Genomic DNA, 13,879 nt, shown 5'->3' on the forward strand with positions numbered 1-13,879 from the left:
CAAGTACCTCGCGCACAAGTGGATTGGGCACAAGGTAGCGCATCTCGTGCGAGGATGGGCGCCATGGCGGAGACCGACACCCCGGCACCGTGGGGGACCGACACACCGGCACTGTCGGGGACCGACACACCGGCACTGTCGGAGCAGCTCTGCTTCGACCTGTACGCCGCGTCGCGCGCCGTCACGGCCGCCTACCGCCCGGTGCTCACCGACCTCGGCCTGACCTACCCGCAGTACCTCGTGCTGATCGTGCTGTGGGACGAGGGGTCGTGCACCGTCCGGCACCTGGCCGACGAGCTGCGGCTCGACCACGGCACCCTCACGCCCCTCCTGCGACGGATGGAGGTCGGCGGGCTCATCGCCCGCAGGCGCGACAACGCCGACGAGCGCTTCGTCGTCGTCACCCTCACCGAGCGGGGTGACGCGCTGCGCCAGCACGCCTCCCGGATCCACTGCGACATGAAGGACGCGCTCGGTCTCGACGAGGCCGAGTTCGCGGCGCTGCAGACCACCCTGCGCCTGCTCACCGCCCGCGTGGGCGACTGAGTCCCCACGCCCCGGCACTCCAACCTTCCTCCAACCACGCGCACCTAGCGTGACGGGCATCACAGCCCGTCACCTACGTGAAGGCAGGAACTCGATGGCCAGGATCGATCTCACCGTCGACGGAGCAAAGGTCTCCGACGACGTCGAGCCCCGCATGCTCCTCGTGCAGTACCTCCGCGAGAAGCTCGGCAAGACCGGCACCGTGATCGGGTGCGACACCAGCAACTGCGGTGCCTGCACGGTGCACCTCGACGGCCGGAGCGTGAAGAGCTGCAACGTGCTCGCCGTCCAGGCCAGCGGCCACGAGGTGACCACGATCGAGGGCCTCGCCGACACCCACGAGGGCGGCGACCTGCACCCCGTGCAGGAGGCGTTCCGCGAGTGCCACGGCCTCCAGTGCGGCTTCTGCACCCCGGGCATGATCATGCAGGCCGTCGACCTGCTCGCCGAGAACCCGTCGCCCACCGAGGCCGAGGTCCGCGAGGGCATGGAGGGCAACCTCTGTCGCTGCACGGGCTACCACAACATCGTCAAGAGCGTCCTGCACGCCTCCTCCAGCACCGCGGGAGGTGCCCAGTGACCGCCGTCGAGGACCGCCCCGACACCTCCGCCAAGGAGATCGGGCGCGACCGCCGCCGCAAGGAGGACCAGCGCCTCATCACCGGCCGCACCCGCTGGACCGACAACATCGCGCTCCCGGGCATGCTGCACATGGCGATGGTCCGCAGCCCCTTCGCCCACGCCAAGATCGTCTCCATCGACACCGAGGCCGCCAAGGCCTCCGAGAACGTCGTGACCGTGCTGACCGGCGCCGACCTCGGCGAGGCCCAGGGCGTCTGCATCAACGCCTGGGCGATCACCACCGACCAGGTCGCCCCGACGCACGTGCCGATGCCGACCGACCGGGTCGCCTTCGCCGGCGAGACCGTCGCCGTCGTCGTGGCGCGCACCATGGCCGCCGCCCGTGACGCCGCCGAGCTCGTCGACGTCGAGTACGACGAGCTGCCGGCCGCGCTGGACCTCAAGAAGTCCGCGGCCGACGAGGTGCTCGCGCACCCCGACCTCGGCACCAACAAGTCCGCCTTCTGGAAGTTCGACTCGGAGGAGGCGGGCACCGGCGGCAACGTCGACCAGGCCATCGAGAAGGCCCGAGGCGACGGCATCGTCATCGAGCGCGAGTACCGCCAGCAGCGCCTCATCCCGGCGTTCATGGAGCCCCGCTCGACCGTCGTCGACCCGACCGGGGAGCAGATCACCATGTGGTCGGCGACCCAGATCCCGCACATCCTGCGCTTCGCCCTCGCGGCGACCACCGGGGTGCCCGAGTCCAAGATCCGGGTCATCGCGCCCGACGTGGGCGGCGGCTTCGGCGGCAAGCTCCAGCAGACGCCGGAGGAGATGATCACCTTCGCGGTCGCCCGCCGGCTCGGCAAGCCGGTGAAGTACACCGAGACCAGGTCCGAGTCCCTCATGACCGCCCACCACGGGCGCGACCAGTGGCAGAAGCTCACCCTCTCGGCCGAGAAGGACGGCACCGTGACCGGCCTCAAGGTCGAGCTCACCGCCGACCTCGGCGCCTACGTGTCCCTCGTGGGCGGCGGCGTGCCGGTGCTCGGCGCGTTCATGTTCAACTCGATCTACAAGTTCCCGTCGTACCAGTTCAACTGCCAGACGGTCCTCACCAACAAGACCTGGACCGACGCCTACCGCGGCGCCGGGCGACCCGAGGCGACGTACGCGATCGAGCGGTTGATGGACGAGCTGGCCGCCGAGGTGGGCGTCGACCCCCTGGTGGTGCGCGAGAAGAACTGGATCACGCACGAGGAGTTCCCGTTCACCACCGTCGCCGGGCTCGAGTACGACACCGGCAACTACGAGGCCGCGACCGAGAAGGCCAAGGCCAGCTTCGGGTACGACGAGCTCCGCGCCGAGCAGAAGCGGCGTCGCGACTCCGGGGACCGCATCCAGCTCGGCATCGGCGTCTCGACCTTCACCGAGATGTGCGGCCTCGCCCCCAGCCGGGTGCTCGGCCAGCTCAACTACGGCGCCGGCGGCTGGGAGTACGCCAGCGTGCGGATGCTCGCGACCGGCAAGGTGGAGATCACCACCGGCACGTCGGCGCACGGCCAGGGCCACGAGACGGCGTTCAGCCAGATCGTCGCCGACCGGCTCGGCGTCGCCTTCGAGGACGTGGAGATCCTGCACGGCGACACCCAGGTCTCGCACCGCGGGCTCGACACCTACGGCTCGCGCTCGCTGGTCGTCGGTGGCGAGGCGCTCGTCCGGGCGGCCGACAAGGTGATCGAGAAGGCCAAGCCCATCGCGGCACACCTGCTCGAGGCCTCGGTGGACGACATCGAGTTCAGCGCCGGTCGCTTCGGCGTCCGGGGCACCGACCAGGGCCTGGCCATGGCCGACATCGCGATGGCCGCCTTCGCGGCGCACAACCTGCCCGACGGCGTCGAGGCGAGCCTCGACAGCGACGCGACGTACGACCCGGTCAACTTCAACTACCCCCACGGCACGCACCTGTGCGCGATGGAGGTGGACACCGAGACCGGCGGCGTGCTGATGCGCAAGTACAGCTGCGTCGACGACATCGGCACGGTCATCAACCCGATGATCGTCGAGGGCCAGGTGCACGGCGGCCTCGCCCAGGGCATCGCCCAGGCGTTGTGGGAGGAGGCGGTGTACGACGACTCGGGGACCCTGGTGTCCGGCTCCTTCGTCGACTACCTGCTGCCCACGTCGGCCGACACGATCAGCTTCGACGTGCAGCACAACTCGACCGCCTCGACCACCAACACGCTCGGCACCAAGGGCGTCGGCGAGGCGGGCACCATCGCCTCGACCCCGGCGGTCGTCAACGCCGTCGTCGACGCGATCCGGCACCTCGGGATCAACGACATCCAGATGCCGTGCACCCCCGAGCGCGTCTGGCGTGCCATCCACGACGTGGGTGGCAGCGGCACCACGGACACGGAGGGGGCGGCCATGCCGCACTTCGACGAGTCCACCGGCATGCAGGGCACGACGGACCGCACGGACGGAGCAAGCTGATGATCCCCACCCAGTTCGAGTACCTCGCGCCCACCAGCGTCGAGGACGCCCTCGCGGCGCTCGCCCAGCACGGGGACGACGCCAAGGTGATCGCCGGCGGGCAGAGCCTGCTCCCGGTGCTGCGGATGCGGCTCAACGCCCCCGAGGTGGTCATCGACCTCGGCGGCATCGAGGCGCTGCGCGGCGTCCGCGAGGACGGCGACGCCCTCGTCATCGGCGCCATGACCACGCACCACACCGTGCTGCACGACCCGTTGGTCGGCGAGCACGCCGCACTCCTGGTCAAGGCCGAGCACCAGCTCGCCGACGCCCAGATCCGGCACCGCGGCACGATCGGCGGCGCGCTGGCGCACGCCGATCCGGCCGGTGACCTGGGGGCCCCGTCGCTGGCGCTCGGCGCCGAGTTCGTCATCGCCGGCCCGGGCGGGACCCGCACGGTCGCGGCCGACGACTTCTTCGTCGACCTCTTCGAGACCGCGATCGCCGAGGGTGAGCTGCTCACCGAGATCCGGGTGCCCAAGCACACCGGGTGGGGCGCGCACTACGAGAAGTTCGTGCGCGTCGCCCACCAGTGGCCGATCGTCGCCGTCGCCGCTGCGGTGCGGGTCGAGGGAGGGACCATCGCGGAGGCCCGGGTGGGCCTGACCAACATGGGCTCCACCCCGCTCCGGGCCCGCGCGGTCGAGGAGGCGCTGGTCGGGCAGCCCGCCACCGAGGACGCCGTGGCCACGGCCGCGGCCCGTGCCGCCGAGGGCACCAACCCGCCCTCCGACCTCAACGGTGCCGCCGACTACCGCACCCACCTCGCCAAGGTCCTGACCCGGCGCGCCGTGCTCGCCGCCGCAGGGGCGTGAGCGGATGGAGCTGACACACCGCTTCACCGTCCCGACCGGCGTCGAGGAGACGTGGGCGCACTTCGAGGACATCGCCTCCGTGGCGGAGTGCTTCCCCGGTGCCCAGGTGACCTCGGCGGACGGCGACTCGTTCGCCGGGTCGGTCAAGGTCAAGCTCGGTCCGATCGCCCTCGTCTACAACGGCAGCGGCACCTTCGTGGAGAAGGACGAGGAGGCCAAGCGCTTCGTCGTCGACGCCAAGGGCAAGGACAAGCGCGGCAACGGCACGGCGGGCGCCCATGTCACGGTCTCGATGGCCGACGCGGACGGCTCCACCGACGTGTCGGTGCAGACCGATCTGGCGATCACCGGCAAGCCGGCGCAGTTCGGACGCGGAGTCATGCAGGACGTGTCGGACAAGCTGCTCGGCCAGTTCGTCGCCTGCCTCGAGCAGCGGCTGACCGCCGGCGACGAGCCGGACGACGTACCGCAGCCGGTGGCGGCCGCCGCCCCCGCGGCGGCGGTCGACGACGGTCCTCCGGCCGCGGAGCCTCCCCCTCCGGCTCCGCGGCCGGTCCCGCCGCCGCGGCCCCAGCAGCCGCCCGCCCAGCCGGAGGCGCTCGACCTCGGCAGCGCGGTCCTGCCCGTGCTCGCCCGGGCCTACTGGAAGCAGGGGGTCGGCGCGCTCGTGGTCCTCGCCCTGCTGTGGAGGCTGCTGCGCCGGTGATCTTGCCCGGTGTGGGAATCTGAGGGCATGAGGACGACGCGGGGGACCGCTGGCCTGGCCGTGACCGTGCTGACGGGCGCCCTGCTCCTGGGCGCCTGCGGTCGCGGGGTCGACGGCCCCGACCCCTCCACCGAGGTCACCCCGGTGACTTCGGGGGAGGGCAGCGTGACCTCGCTGGAGGTCACGCCCGCCGCCGCCGACGCCCGGTGCGCCGTCCCGAGCGTGGAGCTGCTCCAGACCCAGGACACCGCCTTCGAGGGCACCGTGACCGAGGTCGGCGACGGGACCGCGACGCTCGACGTCGACACCTGGTACGCCGGGGAGGACGAGACCGACCGGGTGCGCGTCTCGACGCCCAGCCGCGAGATCGTCGACCTGTTGCTCGCCGTCGACTTCCAGGAGGGCGGCACCTACCTCGTCAGCGCCAGCGACGGACAGGTCAGCCTGTGCGGCCTCAGCGCCGAGAAGGACGACCTCCTCGCCGGGCTCTACGACGAGGCGTACGCCGGCTGAGTGCCGGCCGCCTTCAGAAGACGTTCAGCGGGCGGAACTGCACCGACATCCTCGGCCCGGCGTTCGCCACCTTGGGGACGGCGTGCTCCCAGGTGCGCTGGCACGAGCCGCCCATGACGACGAGGTCGCCGTGGCCCAGGGTGACCGCGATCGAGTCGCCTCCGCCGCGCGGGCGCAGGGCCAGCCGGCGCGGGTCGCCCAGCGAGACGATGGCGACCATCGTGTCCTGGGTGCGGCCACGGCCGATGGTGTCGCCGTGCCAGGCCACGGAGTCCCGGCCGTCGCGGTAGTAGCAGCACCCGGCGGTCACGAACGGCTCGCCGAGCTCGGGGAGGTAGTGCGCGCTGAGGGCCTCGCGGGCCTCGGTCAGCACCGGGTGCGGCAGCGCCTCGCCGACGGCGTACGTGTGGACCAGGCGCGGGACGTCGACCACCCGGTCGTACATCTGTCGGCGCTCCGCCCGCCACGGCACGTCGGCGGCCATCGCGGCGAGCACGTCGTCGGGGGCGACGAGGAAGTTGCGCTGCACGTCGATCCACGCGCCGCGGGTGAGCACCCGGCGGTCGGGGGCGAGCGGGGAGACGGCCGGCACCTCGGCCGTGTCGAAGAGCGTCGACTGGAAGTCCACGCGACGACGATACACCCGTGGTCGAACAGGTGTTCGTAGGTGCACGCGTGTCCGGGTGGGTGTCGGGGGCGGCTCAGGGGGATACCCGGTAGCGACGAGTTGGAGGTGTGCGGGATCGTTTCCACCATGACGACCACCGGGGACCGACCCGTCGCGGCACGGGTGCGCAACCTCACCAAGACCTACGGCTCCGGCGACGCGATGGTGCGGGCGCTGGACGACGTGAGCCTGGACCTCGTCGAGGGCGAGTTCACCGCGATCATGGGCCCGAGCGGCTCCGGCAAGTCGACGCTGATGCACTGCTGCGCGGCCCTCGACAACGCGACGTCGGGCGAGGTGTGGATCGGCGACCGGGAGCTGAGCGGGCTCAAGGACAAGGAGCTCACCCGGCTGCGGCGCGACGAGGTGGGCTTCGTCTTCCAGAGCTTCAACCTGGTCCCCACCCTGACCGCGGAGGAGAACATCCTGCTCCCGCAGTCCATCGCGCGGCGCAAGCCGGATCGCGAGTGGTACGACTCGGTCATCGACACCGTCGGCATCCGCGACCGCCTGGGCCACCGGCCCAACGAGCTCTCCGGCGGCCAGCAGCAGCGCGTCGCCGTGGCGCGGGCGCTCGCCGGGCGGCCGCGGATCGTCTTCGCGGACGAGCCCACCGGCAACCTCGACTCGCAGTCGGGCGCGGAGGTGCTCGACCTGCTCCGGCGCAGCGCCGGGGAGCACGGGCAGACCATCGTGATGGTCACCCACGACCCGGTGGCGGCGTCCTACACCGACCGCGTGGTCTTCCTCGCCGACGGCCGCGTGGTCGACGATCTGCGCGACCCCGACCGCGACAGCGTCCTCGAGGTCATGGCCCGGATGAGTGCCCCGGTGGCGGACTGATGTTCCGCACCGCGCTCAAGAGCCTGCTGGGCCGCAAGGTCCGGCTCCTGATGAGCACGTTCGCGATCGTGCTGGGCGTCGCGTTCGTCGTCGGCACCCTCGTCTTCAGCGACACCCTCAGCCGCAGCTTCACCGCGCTGATGGCCTCGACGGTCGGCGACGTCGTCGTGCGCCCGGTCGGCGCCTCGGGGGAGTCGGAGCCGTCCGCCCGCACCGTCGACTCCTCGCTCGTCGGCGAGCTCGAGGGCGTCGAGGGGGCCGCCCGCGTCGACGGCAACGTGACCGCCTTCGGCGTCTTCGTCGTGGACGAGGACAACAAGGTCGTCGGCGGCCAGGGCCCGCCGGCCATCGGCGCCAACTGGAACGACGCCCCCGCCGGCCACGACCTCGAGGGGATGTCGGTCATCGGCGGCCGCGAGCCGGAGCGGGCCGGCGAGGTGCTGCTCGACTCGAAGACCGCAGGCGAGGCGGGCTACACCATCGGCGAGGAGGTCCACCTCGTCACCAGCGGCGAGCAGGCGGTGCTGCGCCCGACGCTGGTCGGCATCGGAGGCTTCCCCGAGGGCGGCTCGCTCAACGGGGCGACCTTCGCCGCCTTCGACACCCGGACGGCGCAGCGGCTCCTGCTCGAGGGTGAGGACGCCTTCACCGACATCTGGGTCACCGCCGAGCCGGGCACCAGCCAGGAGGAGCTCGCGGCGAGCGTCACCGAGCGGCTGCCCGACGGCGTGGAGGCGGTGACCGGCGACGAGGCGGCCGACGAGGCCGCCAGCGCGATCCAGGAGGCGGTCGGCTTCCTCACCACCTTCCTGCTGATCTTCGCGGGCATCTCGCTGGTCGTCGGCGGTTTCCTCATCGTCAACACGTTCTCGATCCTGGTCGCCCAGCGCAGCCGCGAGCTGGCGCTGCTCCGCGCACTGGGGGCCAGCAAGCGGCAGGTGACCCGGATGGTGATGGTCGAGGCGTTCGTCCTCGGCGCCGTCGGCTCCACCATCGGCCTCGGGCTGGGCATCCTGCTCGCGATGGGCATCCGCACCCTCTTCGGCCAGTTCGGCCTCGACCTGTCGGGGCAGCCGCTGATCGTCGCCCCACGCACCGTCCTCGCGGCGTACGCCGTCGGCATCGTCGTGACCATGGTGGCCGCGTGGCTGCCCGCCCACCGGACCGGCCGGATCGCGCCCATCCAGGCGATGCGCGACGACGTGGCCATGCCCGAGTCGTCGCTGCACCGCCGGCTGGTCGTCGGCGTGGCCATGATCGTCGCGGGCGGGGCCGCGCTCGCCGCCGGCCTCATGGACGTGGTGCCGCGTCCCGGCTGGTTCGTCGGCGGTGGCATCCTCCTCGTCCTGCTCGGCGTCGCGGCTGCCAGCCCGGTGATCAGCCACCCGTTCCTGGCGGCGGCCGCGTGGGTCTACGCGCGGCTCTTCGGGACCGTGGGCCGGCTCGCCGGACAGAACAGCCTGCGCAACCCGCGTCGTACGACGGCCACGTCCTCGGCGCTCATGATCGGTCTCTCGCTGGCCTGCACGATGGCGATCGTGGGGGCGTCGGCCAAGGCCAGCGTCGACCAGACCATCGAGGAGAACTTCGTCGGCGACTACGTCGTGAGCTCGCTCTTCGGCCAGCCGTTCTCGCCGCGCGTCGCGCGGGACATGGCCGAGGTCGACGGCGTCGACCACGTGTGGGCGCAGCGCTTCGCGATCACCGGGTCCGGGGAGGACTCGCAGGGCGTGGCGGCGCTGGACCCCGCGGCCTTCGGGCAGGGCATCGACCTGACGATGGTGGACGGCTCCGCGGGCGCGCTGCGCGACGGCACGGTGATCCTCGACGAGGAGTACGCCGGCGAGGAGGGGTTGGCGGTCGGTGACACGTACGACGTCGTGCTCGCCGACGGGCCGCGCGACCTCGAGGTGGTCGGCATCTACGCCGAGAACCCGATCCTGATCTTCCCGGCCGTCACCACGCCCCAGACGCTCATCGACGCGGGCTACCGCGACGCCGACAACTTCCTCATCATCGACACCGACGGCTCGGCGGCGGTGCAGGGCGACCTCGAGGCCCTGGTCGCCGACCTGCCGATCGTCACGGTCAAGGACCAGCAGGAGTTCGCCGAGGAGCAGCGGGCGCCGATCGACCAGCTGGTCCTGATGATCTTCGCCCTGCTGGGGCTGGCGCTGCTGATCGCGGTGCTCGGCATCGTCAACACGCTGGCCCTCTCCATCATCGAGCGCACCCGCGAGGTCGGCCTGCTGCGGGCGATCGGGGTGAGCCGGGCCCAGCTGCGCCGGATGGTCACGCTGGAGTCGGTGGTGATCGCTGTCCTGGGCGCCGTCCTGGGCGTGGTGATGGGCATCGGCTTCGGGGTGGCGCTCATGCACGCACTGCGCGAGGAGGGGCTCGAGGTGATCGACGTGCCGGTCGGCCAGCTCGTGATGTTCCTCGTCGTCTCGCTGGTGATCGGGGTGCTGGCCGCGCTGCTGCCGGCCCGTCGGGCGGCCCGGCTGGACGTGCTCAAGGCCATCAGCACCGACTGACCTTTACCATTCGCTTGTCGAAAACGTGTTCACGACCCTCCGGTCCGACTTACCCTTCCTAGCGTGGACACCGTGGACGTCAGGCCTGCCGAGCGCAGCCTCAAGCACGTGCAGGTGCGGGAGTACGTCCGGGACCTCCTCGCCGCTGCAGAGCCCGGCACCGCCGCGCCTTCCGAGCGTGAGCTGGTCGCCCAGTTCGGCGTCGCCCGGATGACGGTGCGCCAGGCGCTGGACGCACTGGTCGGTGAGGGGCTCCTCGAGCGGGTCCCCGGCCGGGGCACGTTCGTCGCCCAGCCGCGCCACCGGATCGGCCAGCTGACCTCCTTCACCGAGGACATCCGGCGCCGCGGCATGCTCCCGGAGTCCCAGACCCTCCTCGCCCGCCGCGAGCAGGCCGGCCCGGGCGTCGCCCGCGCGCTGTCCATCACGCCGGGTGACGCGGTCATCCACTGGAAGCGCCTGCGCCGCGCCGACCAGCAGGTCGTCTGCATCGAGGACGCCTACCTCAACGAGGTGCTGCTGCCCGGCTTCCTGCAGAGCGGGATGCCCACCAGCCTGTACGACGCCCTCGAGGTCCGCGGCCTGCGTCCCAACTGGGCCGAGGACTCCATCTGCGCCGACGGCGCCGACGCCGAGGAGGCCGGGCTGCTGGAGCTGACGGTCGGCGCCCCGGTGCTCCGTCACTCCCGCCGTGGGCTGCTCGGCGACAAGCCGGTCGAGGTCTCGCGCACCGTCTACCGCCCCGACCGCTACACCGTCTACGTGCAGCTCGGCGGGGACTCCTAGGCCTCGAGCCTGCTGATCTCGGCGGTCGCGTTGGCGCGTGCCGTCCCCTCCCACAGCCGCGCCCCCGCGGCAGTGGCGAACAGGCGCGGGCCGTCGAGCAGGTCGCGGAGCACCGCCGCCCGGCCCACGGCGAAGTCCTCGTCGCCCACGCTGGCGTACTCTCGCCGGACCCCGTGCGTGTACTCCCGGTAGCGCTCCTCCGGCGCCGCCAGGATCGCCAGGTCGGCGTCGCTGAGCACGCACGCGTTGCGGTCGTCGGGGAACGGCCGGTGGTGCTCCGTCATCCGCACCAGGCGGGCGACCTCCGCGGCCGGTGGTTCCGGGAGAGCGCGCTCGGCCCACTGCGCCGAGCGCTCCTCGGCGTCCGGGAGGGCGTCGTACACGGCGTCGTGGAACCACGCCGCCAGGACCACCGGCACCCGGTCGAACCGCTCACCCGCCCGGTCCAGCTCGTCGATGCGGTCCAGCACCTCGGTGAGGTGCCTCAGGTCGTGGTAGCCGTCGCGGTCCCATGCCGTGAGGAGGGCGTCGCGTACGTCGTGCAGCGTCGGGATCGGCCACCGGTCGGCGAGGTCGGGCACGTCCCCGACCCTATCCGCGCCGTCCCGAGGAGGCGCGCCAGCGCAGTCTCGAAGGGTCGAGACCAGTCCCTCTCGGTGGTTGAGGTGCGAGCGCAGCGAGCCTCGAAACCCCGCCTCCCGCCCGGGCGGGACGGTGCTGTCGGTGGTTGAGGTGCGAGCGCAGCGAGCCTCGAAACCCCGCCTCCCGCCCGGGCGGGACGGTGCTCTCGGTGGTTGAGGTGCGAGCGCAGCGAGCCTCGAAACCACGCCGGCCCTGGGTCCGTGAAAGTCGTCGAAAGTCGTGTCCACCATCCGGTCAGAACCGGTCTTCCCGACCTCTGATTGTCGGTGGTCCCTGATTGGCTTGGGTCATGTCATCGATCACCGCAACCGCTCTGCCGGACTCCCCGGCCGAGCTGTTGCGTGCGGTGAAGGAGTCGCGTGATCGGGCCGCGGCAGAGGACGTGGAGATGATGCGTCTGGCGGTGCACTGGGCGGGCCTGCACATCGCGGACCCGGAGTTCGCGGAGGCCTGCTTCACGTCTCCGAAGACGTTCGCCGGCGAGGGGTCGCCGAGCATTGATGAGTTCTGCGTGCCGGAGTTCGCGACGATGCTGGGTCGGACCAACGACAGTGCGGGGCGGTTCCTGACCGAGTGTGTCGAGGTCGCCTACCGCCTCCCCAGGTTGTGGGGTGCGGTCCTCGGTGGGCTGGTGGCGGGGTGGCGGGCGCGGATCATCGCGCAGACCACCCTCGCCCTGACTCTGGAGGCCGCGACTCATGTGGACGAGCAGGTCTTCTGGTGCGCGTCGCGGCTGACGCCGTCGCAGCTGTGTCGGGTGGTCGACGAGGCGCGGGTGCGGTTCATGCCCGACGCGGTGCAGCAGGCGTTGGAGGACTCGGCGGACAAGCGGCATGTCACGTTCGACACCGAGCAGGCGTCGTTCGACGGGACGATGCACCTCGAGGCCGACCTGGAGATCCCGGRCGGAGCACCTCGCGAAGCTCGGGTCCACCGACACCGCCGACGGACGCCGCGCCACCGCGCTGGGCGACCTGGCCCGGCACCAGTTCACCATCGGCTTCGACGACCCGGACCACAGCGGCGACACCACAGGAACCAACACCGGCCAAGCCTCCGGCGCTGACGCATCACTCGTTGGTCAGGACCCCATAGGGCCAGTCGCGAAACCGCGGTCGTCTGGGACATCCGGCAAGGCCACCAAGCCGGTGACGCAGATCCACCTGTATGCCCACCTGTCCGCGGACGCGATCACCCACTTCGACAACCCGGACGCTCCGGACGAGGCGTTGTGCGGGCGGATCGAGCAGGGCGGCCAACGGTTGCTGTCGGTGGACCAGATCCGGGCCTGGTGCGGCCGCCCTGACGTGCAGGTGGTCGTCAACGAGGTCATCGACCTCCGCCAACGCCTCGAGTGCCACGGCTACAAACCGACCCCGAGGATCCGGGAGCACGTGATCGTCCGGGACGGGACCTGTGTGTTCCCATGGTGCGGCCGCAACGCGAGGCTCTGCGACCTGGACCACTGATCCCGTACGACCACGACAATCCGGAGGACGGTGGTCCGACGGCGACCGACAACCTCGCGCCGTTGTGCCGCAGGCATCACCGGTTGAAGACGCGTGGGCGGTGGCGGTACGAGATGACCGAGCCCGGGGTGTTCGTCTGGACCAGCCCGCTCGGCAACGCCTACCTCCGCGACCACACCGGCAGCCAGTCGATCGGCCGCGCCCGGCCAGAGCCCGCCACCTCCGCGCACCCGCCCGACCTCTGACCACCACGCCCCGGACCCCGCCCGAGTGACACCGGCGGGGCCACAGGCACGTTCGATGAGCGCGTTGACGACGCTGGCTGCGACGTCGAGTGTGCGCAACGGCACCAGGCTCGCTCGCTCAGCGGTGCTTCCACGCACTCTCGTCGATGACCTCCCGGCCTGCCCGACCGAGTCATCGGGACCACGCGGACACAGCCCGTGAGACCGCCGGGCCGTGGACGGTTCGGATGGCCGGGAGGCGGAGGACACGGGGCCTACAGTCCTGCATGTGCTGGTGCCCTACGACCCGCGATGGCGAGACCTCTTCCGGTCAGCGGCCGCGCAGCTCCACGAGCTGGGAAACGCGGTCTGGGTCATCGAGCACATCGGGTCGACCGCAGTCCCCGGCATGACTGCCAAACCCGTCATCGACCTCGCGGTGCGCGTGGATGACGAGCGCGACTACCGCAGGCATCGACCCGGACTCGAACGAGGCGGATGGCGCGCCGGTAGCAGCGTACGTAGCCACCCCGTGATGGTCAGGGAGGTCGAGGGAACACGGGCCCACATCGCCCACTTCTTCGACAGTGCGCAGTGGCCCGAGGTCAACCAGCGCCTCTTTCGCGACTGGCTGCTGAGCCATCCTCTCGATGCCCGACGCTATGAGGACGCGAAGCGGCGGGCGGCCGTCGCGACCAGTTCAGGGCGCGTCGCCTACAACGAGGGGAAGACGGCGTTCGTGCAGGAGATCGTCGATCGAGCCAGGAGTGAGCGCGGCCTCCCGGCGGTGAACGTCTCTGACAAGTAGCCGCACCAGCACCCGGGCTCAGGAGCCGAAGAAGTAGTTCACCGCCATGCCGGCGACCATCAGGACCAGGAGCGGCAGCAGGACCCAGAAGTACGTGGTGTCGATCCACTTCGGCTTCTCGTCGGGATCCCAGGGACCCTGGGGCCGGTCGCTGCCGGGGTTGATGAGCATGAGGCGCACTCTTGCACAACGGCGCCACCGCGCAGGTCCATGACGGGCCCGGTTCG

16 protein-coding genes are annotated in these 13,879 nt (G+C 71.4%); 13 read left to right on the top strand and 3 right to left on the bottom strand.

Annotation, left to right across the window (positions count from 1 at the left end):
* Positions 1 to 63 precede the first annotated feature (63 nt).
* The 6 genes from ASG88_RS24135 to ASG88_RS09025 all read left to right on the top strand — a co-directional run bounded on the left by ASG88_RS24135 (position 64) and on the right by ASG88_RS09025 (position 5,679).
* On the top strand, positions 64 to 546 hold the full coding sequence (locus ASG88_RS24135) for a MarR family winged helix-turn-helix transcriptional regulator (protein WP_200956399.1): 483 nt from the start codon (positions 64 to 66) through the stop codon (positions 544 to 546).
* Positions 547 to 640: 94 nt separating this feature from the next.
* Positions 641 to 1,126: a (2Fe-2S)-binding protein gene (locus ASG88_RS09005; RefSeq protein WP_056887075.1), complete on the top strand. Its 486-nt coding sequence runs from the start codon at positions 641 to 643 to the stop codon at positions 1,124 to 1,126.
* On the top strand, positions 1,123 to 3,606 hold the full coding sequence (locus ASG88_RS09010; RefSeq protein WP_056887076.1) for a xanthine dehydrogenase family protein molybdopterin-binding subunit: 2,484 nt from the start codon (positions 1,123 to 1,125) through the stop codon (positions 3,604 to 3,606). The genes ASG88_RS09005 and ASG88_RS09010 overlap by 4 nt, the downstream gene beginning before the upstream one ends.
* Positions 3,606 to 4,460 carry an FAD binding domain-containing protein gene (locus tag ASG88_RS09015; protein ID WP_056887077.1) on the top strand — a complete coding sequence of 285 codons (855 nt, stop codon included), beginning with the start codon at positions 3,606 to 3,608 and terminating at the stop codon, positions 4,458 to 4,460. The genes ASG88_RS09010 and ASG88_RS09015 overlap by 1 nt, the downstream gene beginning before the upstream one ends.
* Before the next feature lie 4 nt (positions 4,461 to 4,464).
* Positions 4,465 to 5,166, top strand: coding sequence for an SRPBCC family protein (locus ASG88_RS09020; RefSeq protein WP_056887078.1), 702 nt, complete (start codon positions 4,465 to 4,467; stop codon positions 5,164 to 5,166).
* A gap of 27 nt (positions 5,167 to 5,193) precedes the next feature.
* Positions 5,194 to 5,679 carry a hypothetical protein gene (locus ASG88_RS09025; protein ID WP_157559648.1) on the top strand — a complete coding sequence of 162 codons (486 nt, stop codon included), beginning with the start codon at positions 5,194 to 5,196 and terminating at the stop codon, positions 5,677 to 5,679.
* A 13-nt stretch (positions 5,680 to 5,692) separates the two neighbouring features.
* Here ASG88_RS09025 and ASG88_RS09030 read toward each other — a convergent pair whose 3' ends face one another.
* Positions 5,693 to 6,307 carry an alpha-ketoglutarate-dependent dioxygenase AlkB gene (locus tag ASG88_RS09030; RefSeq protein ID WP_056887080.1) on the bottom strand — a complete coding sequence of 205 codons (615 nt, stop codon included), beginning with the start codon at positions 6,305 to 6,307 and terminating at the stop codon, positions 5,693 to 5,695.
* 126 nt (positions 6,308 to 6,433) lie between these two features.
* Between ASG88_RS09030 and ASG88_RS09035 the strand changes: the two genes are divergently transcribed.
* The 3 genes from ASG88_RS09035 to ASG88_RS09045 all read left to right on the top strand — a co-directional run bounded on the left by ASG88_RS09035 (position 6,434) and on the right by ASG88_RS09045 (position 10,509).
* Entirely contained in the window at positions 6,434 to 7,189 is a 756-nt protein-coding gene (locus ASG88_RS09035; RefSeq protein WP_056887081.1) for an ABC transporter ATP-binding protein, read from the top strand.
* The gene (locus ASG88_RS09040; protein ID WP_056887082.1) at positions 7,189 to 9,723 is read left to right on the top strand and encodes an ABC transporter permease; all 2,535 of its coding nucleotides are present in this window, start codon (positions 7,189 to 7,191) and stop codon (positions 9,721 to 9,723) included. Before ASG88_RS09035 ends, ASG88_RS09040 begins: the two co-directional genes overlap by 1 nt.
* A gap of 63 nt (positions 9,724 to 9,786) precedes the next feature.
* Positions 9,787 to 10,509 (top strand): GntR family transcriptional regulator, encoded by a 723-nt coding sequence (locus tag ASG88_RS09045; RefSeq protein ID WP_234411029.1) that lies wholly within the window; start codon positions 9,787 to 9,789, stop codon positions 10,507 to 10,509.
* Here ASG88_RS09045 and ASG88_RS09050 read toward each other — a convergent pair.
* On the bottom strand, positions 10,506 to 11,090 hold the full coding sequence (locus tag ASG88_RS09050) for a hypothetical protein (protein ID WP_056887083.1): 585 nt from the start codon (positions 11,088 to 11,090) through the stop codon (positions 10,506 to 10,508). The genes ASG88_RS09045 and ASG88_RS09050 overlap by 4 nt on opposite strands.
* Before the next feature lie 350 nt (positions 11,091 to 11,440).
* Here ASG88_RS09050 and ASG88_RS09055 point away from each other — a divergent pair, with 350 nt between their 5' ends.
* The 4 genes from ASG88_RS09055 (at position 11,441) to ASG88_RS09065 (ending at position 13,652) form a co-directional block, all read left to right on the top strand.
* Positions 11,441 to 12,217 carry a hypothetical protein gene (locus ASG88_RS09055; protein ID WP_056887084.1) on the top strand — a complete coding sequence of 259 codons (777 nt, stop codon included), beginning with the start codon at positions 11,441 to 11,443 and terminating at the stop codon, positions 12,215 to 12,217.
* An 82-nt stretch (positions 12,218 to 12,299) separates the two neighbouring features.
* A complete protein-coding gene (locus tag ASG88_RS09060) occupies positions 12,300 to 12,620 on the top strand; it encodes a hypothetical protein (RefSeq protein WP_056887085.1) in 321 nt (106 codons plus the stop codon).
* 113 nt (positions 12,621 to 12,733) lie between these two features.
* On the top strand, positions 12,734 to 12,865 hold the full coding sequence (locus ASG88_RS24035; RefSeq protein ID WP_268790823.1) for a hypothetical protein: 132 nt from the start codon (positions 12,734 to 12,736) through the stop codon (positions 12,863 to 12,865).
* 268 nt (positions 12,866 to 13,133) lie between these two features.
* On the top strand, positions 13,134 to 13,652 hold the full coding sequence (locus tag ASG88_RS09065; RefSeq protein WP_162259835.1) for a GrpB family protein: 519 nt from the start codon (positions 13,134 to 13,136) through the stop codon (positions 13,650 to 13,652).
* A gap of 18 nt (positions 13,653 to 13,670) precedes the next feature.
* On the opposite strand, the gene ASG88_RS23025 is transcribed toward ASG88_RS09065, so the two are convergent.
* Complete coding sequence (locus ASG88_RS23025) at positions 13,671 to 13,823, bottom strand: hypothetical protein (protein ID WP_157559649.1); 153 nt, start codon at positions 13,821 to 13,823, stop codon at positions 13,671 to 13,673.
* Between the last annotated feature and the right edge of the window lie 56 nt (positions 13,824 to 13,879).

The sequence above is a fragment of the Nocardioides sp. Soil777 genome (assembly GCF_001428425.1).
Taxonomy (GTDB): Bacteria; Actinomycetota; Actinomycetes; order Propionibacteriales; family Nocardioidaceae; genus Nocardioides; species Nocardioides terrigena.

Bases quoted from the DNA above. Each gene is read 5' to 3' on its own strand.
- ASG88_RS23025 (WP_157559649.1), bottom strand. From the start codon at position 13,823: ATGCTCATCAACCCCGGCAGCGACCGGCCCCAGGGTCCCTGGGATCCC.
- ASG88_RS09040 (WP_056887082.1), top strand. From the start codon at position 7,189: ATGTTCCGCACCGCGCTCAAGAGCCTGCTGGGCCGCAAGGTCCGGCTC.
- ASG88_RS09020 (WP_056887078.1), top strand. From the start codon at position 4,465: ATGGAGCTGACACACCGCTTCACCGTCCCGACCGGCGTCGAGGAGACG.
- ASG88_RS24035 (WP_268790823.1), top strand. From the start codon at position 12,734: ATGACCGAGCCCGGGGTGTTCGTCTGGACCAGCCCGCTCGGCAACGCC.
- ASG88_RS24135 (WP_200956399.1), top strand. From the start codon at position 64: ATGGCGGAGACCGACACCCCGGCACCGTGGGGGACCGACACACCGGCA.
- ASG88_RS09025 (WP_157559648.1), top strand. From the start codon at position 5,194: ATGAGGACGACGCGGGGGACCGCTGGCCTGGCCGTGACCGTGCTGACG.
- ASG88_RS09005 (WP_056887075.1), top strand. From the start codon at position 641: ATGGCCAGGATCGATCTCACCGTCGACGGAGCAAAGGTCTCCGACGAC.
- ASG88_RS09035 (WP_056887081.1), top strand. From the start codon at position 6,434: ATGACGACCACCGGGGACCGACCCGTCGCGGCACGGGTGCGCAACCTC.
- ASG88_RS09015 (WP_056887077.1), top strand. From the start codon at position 3,606: ATGATCCCCACCCAGTTCGAGTACCTCGCGCCCACCAGCGTCGAGGAC.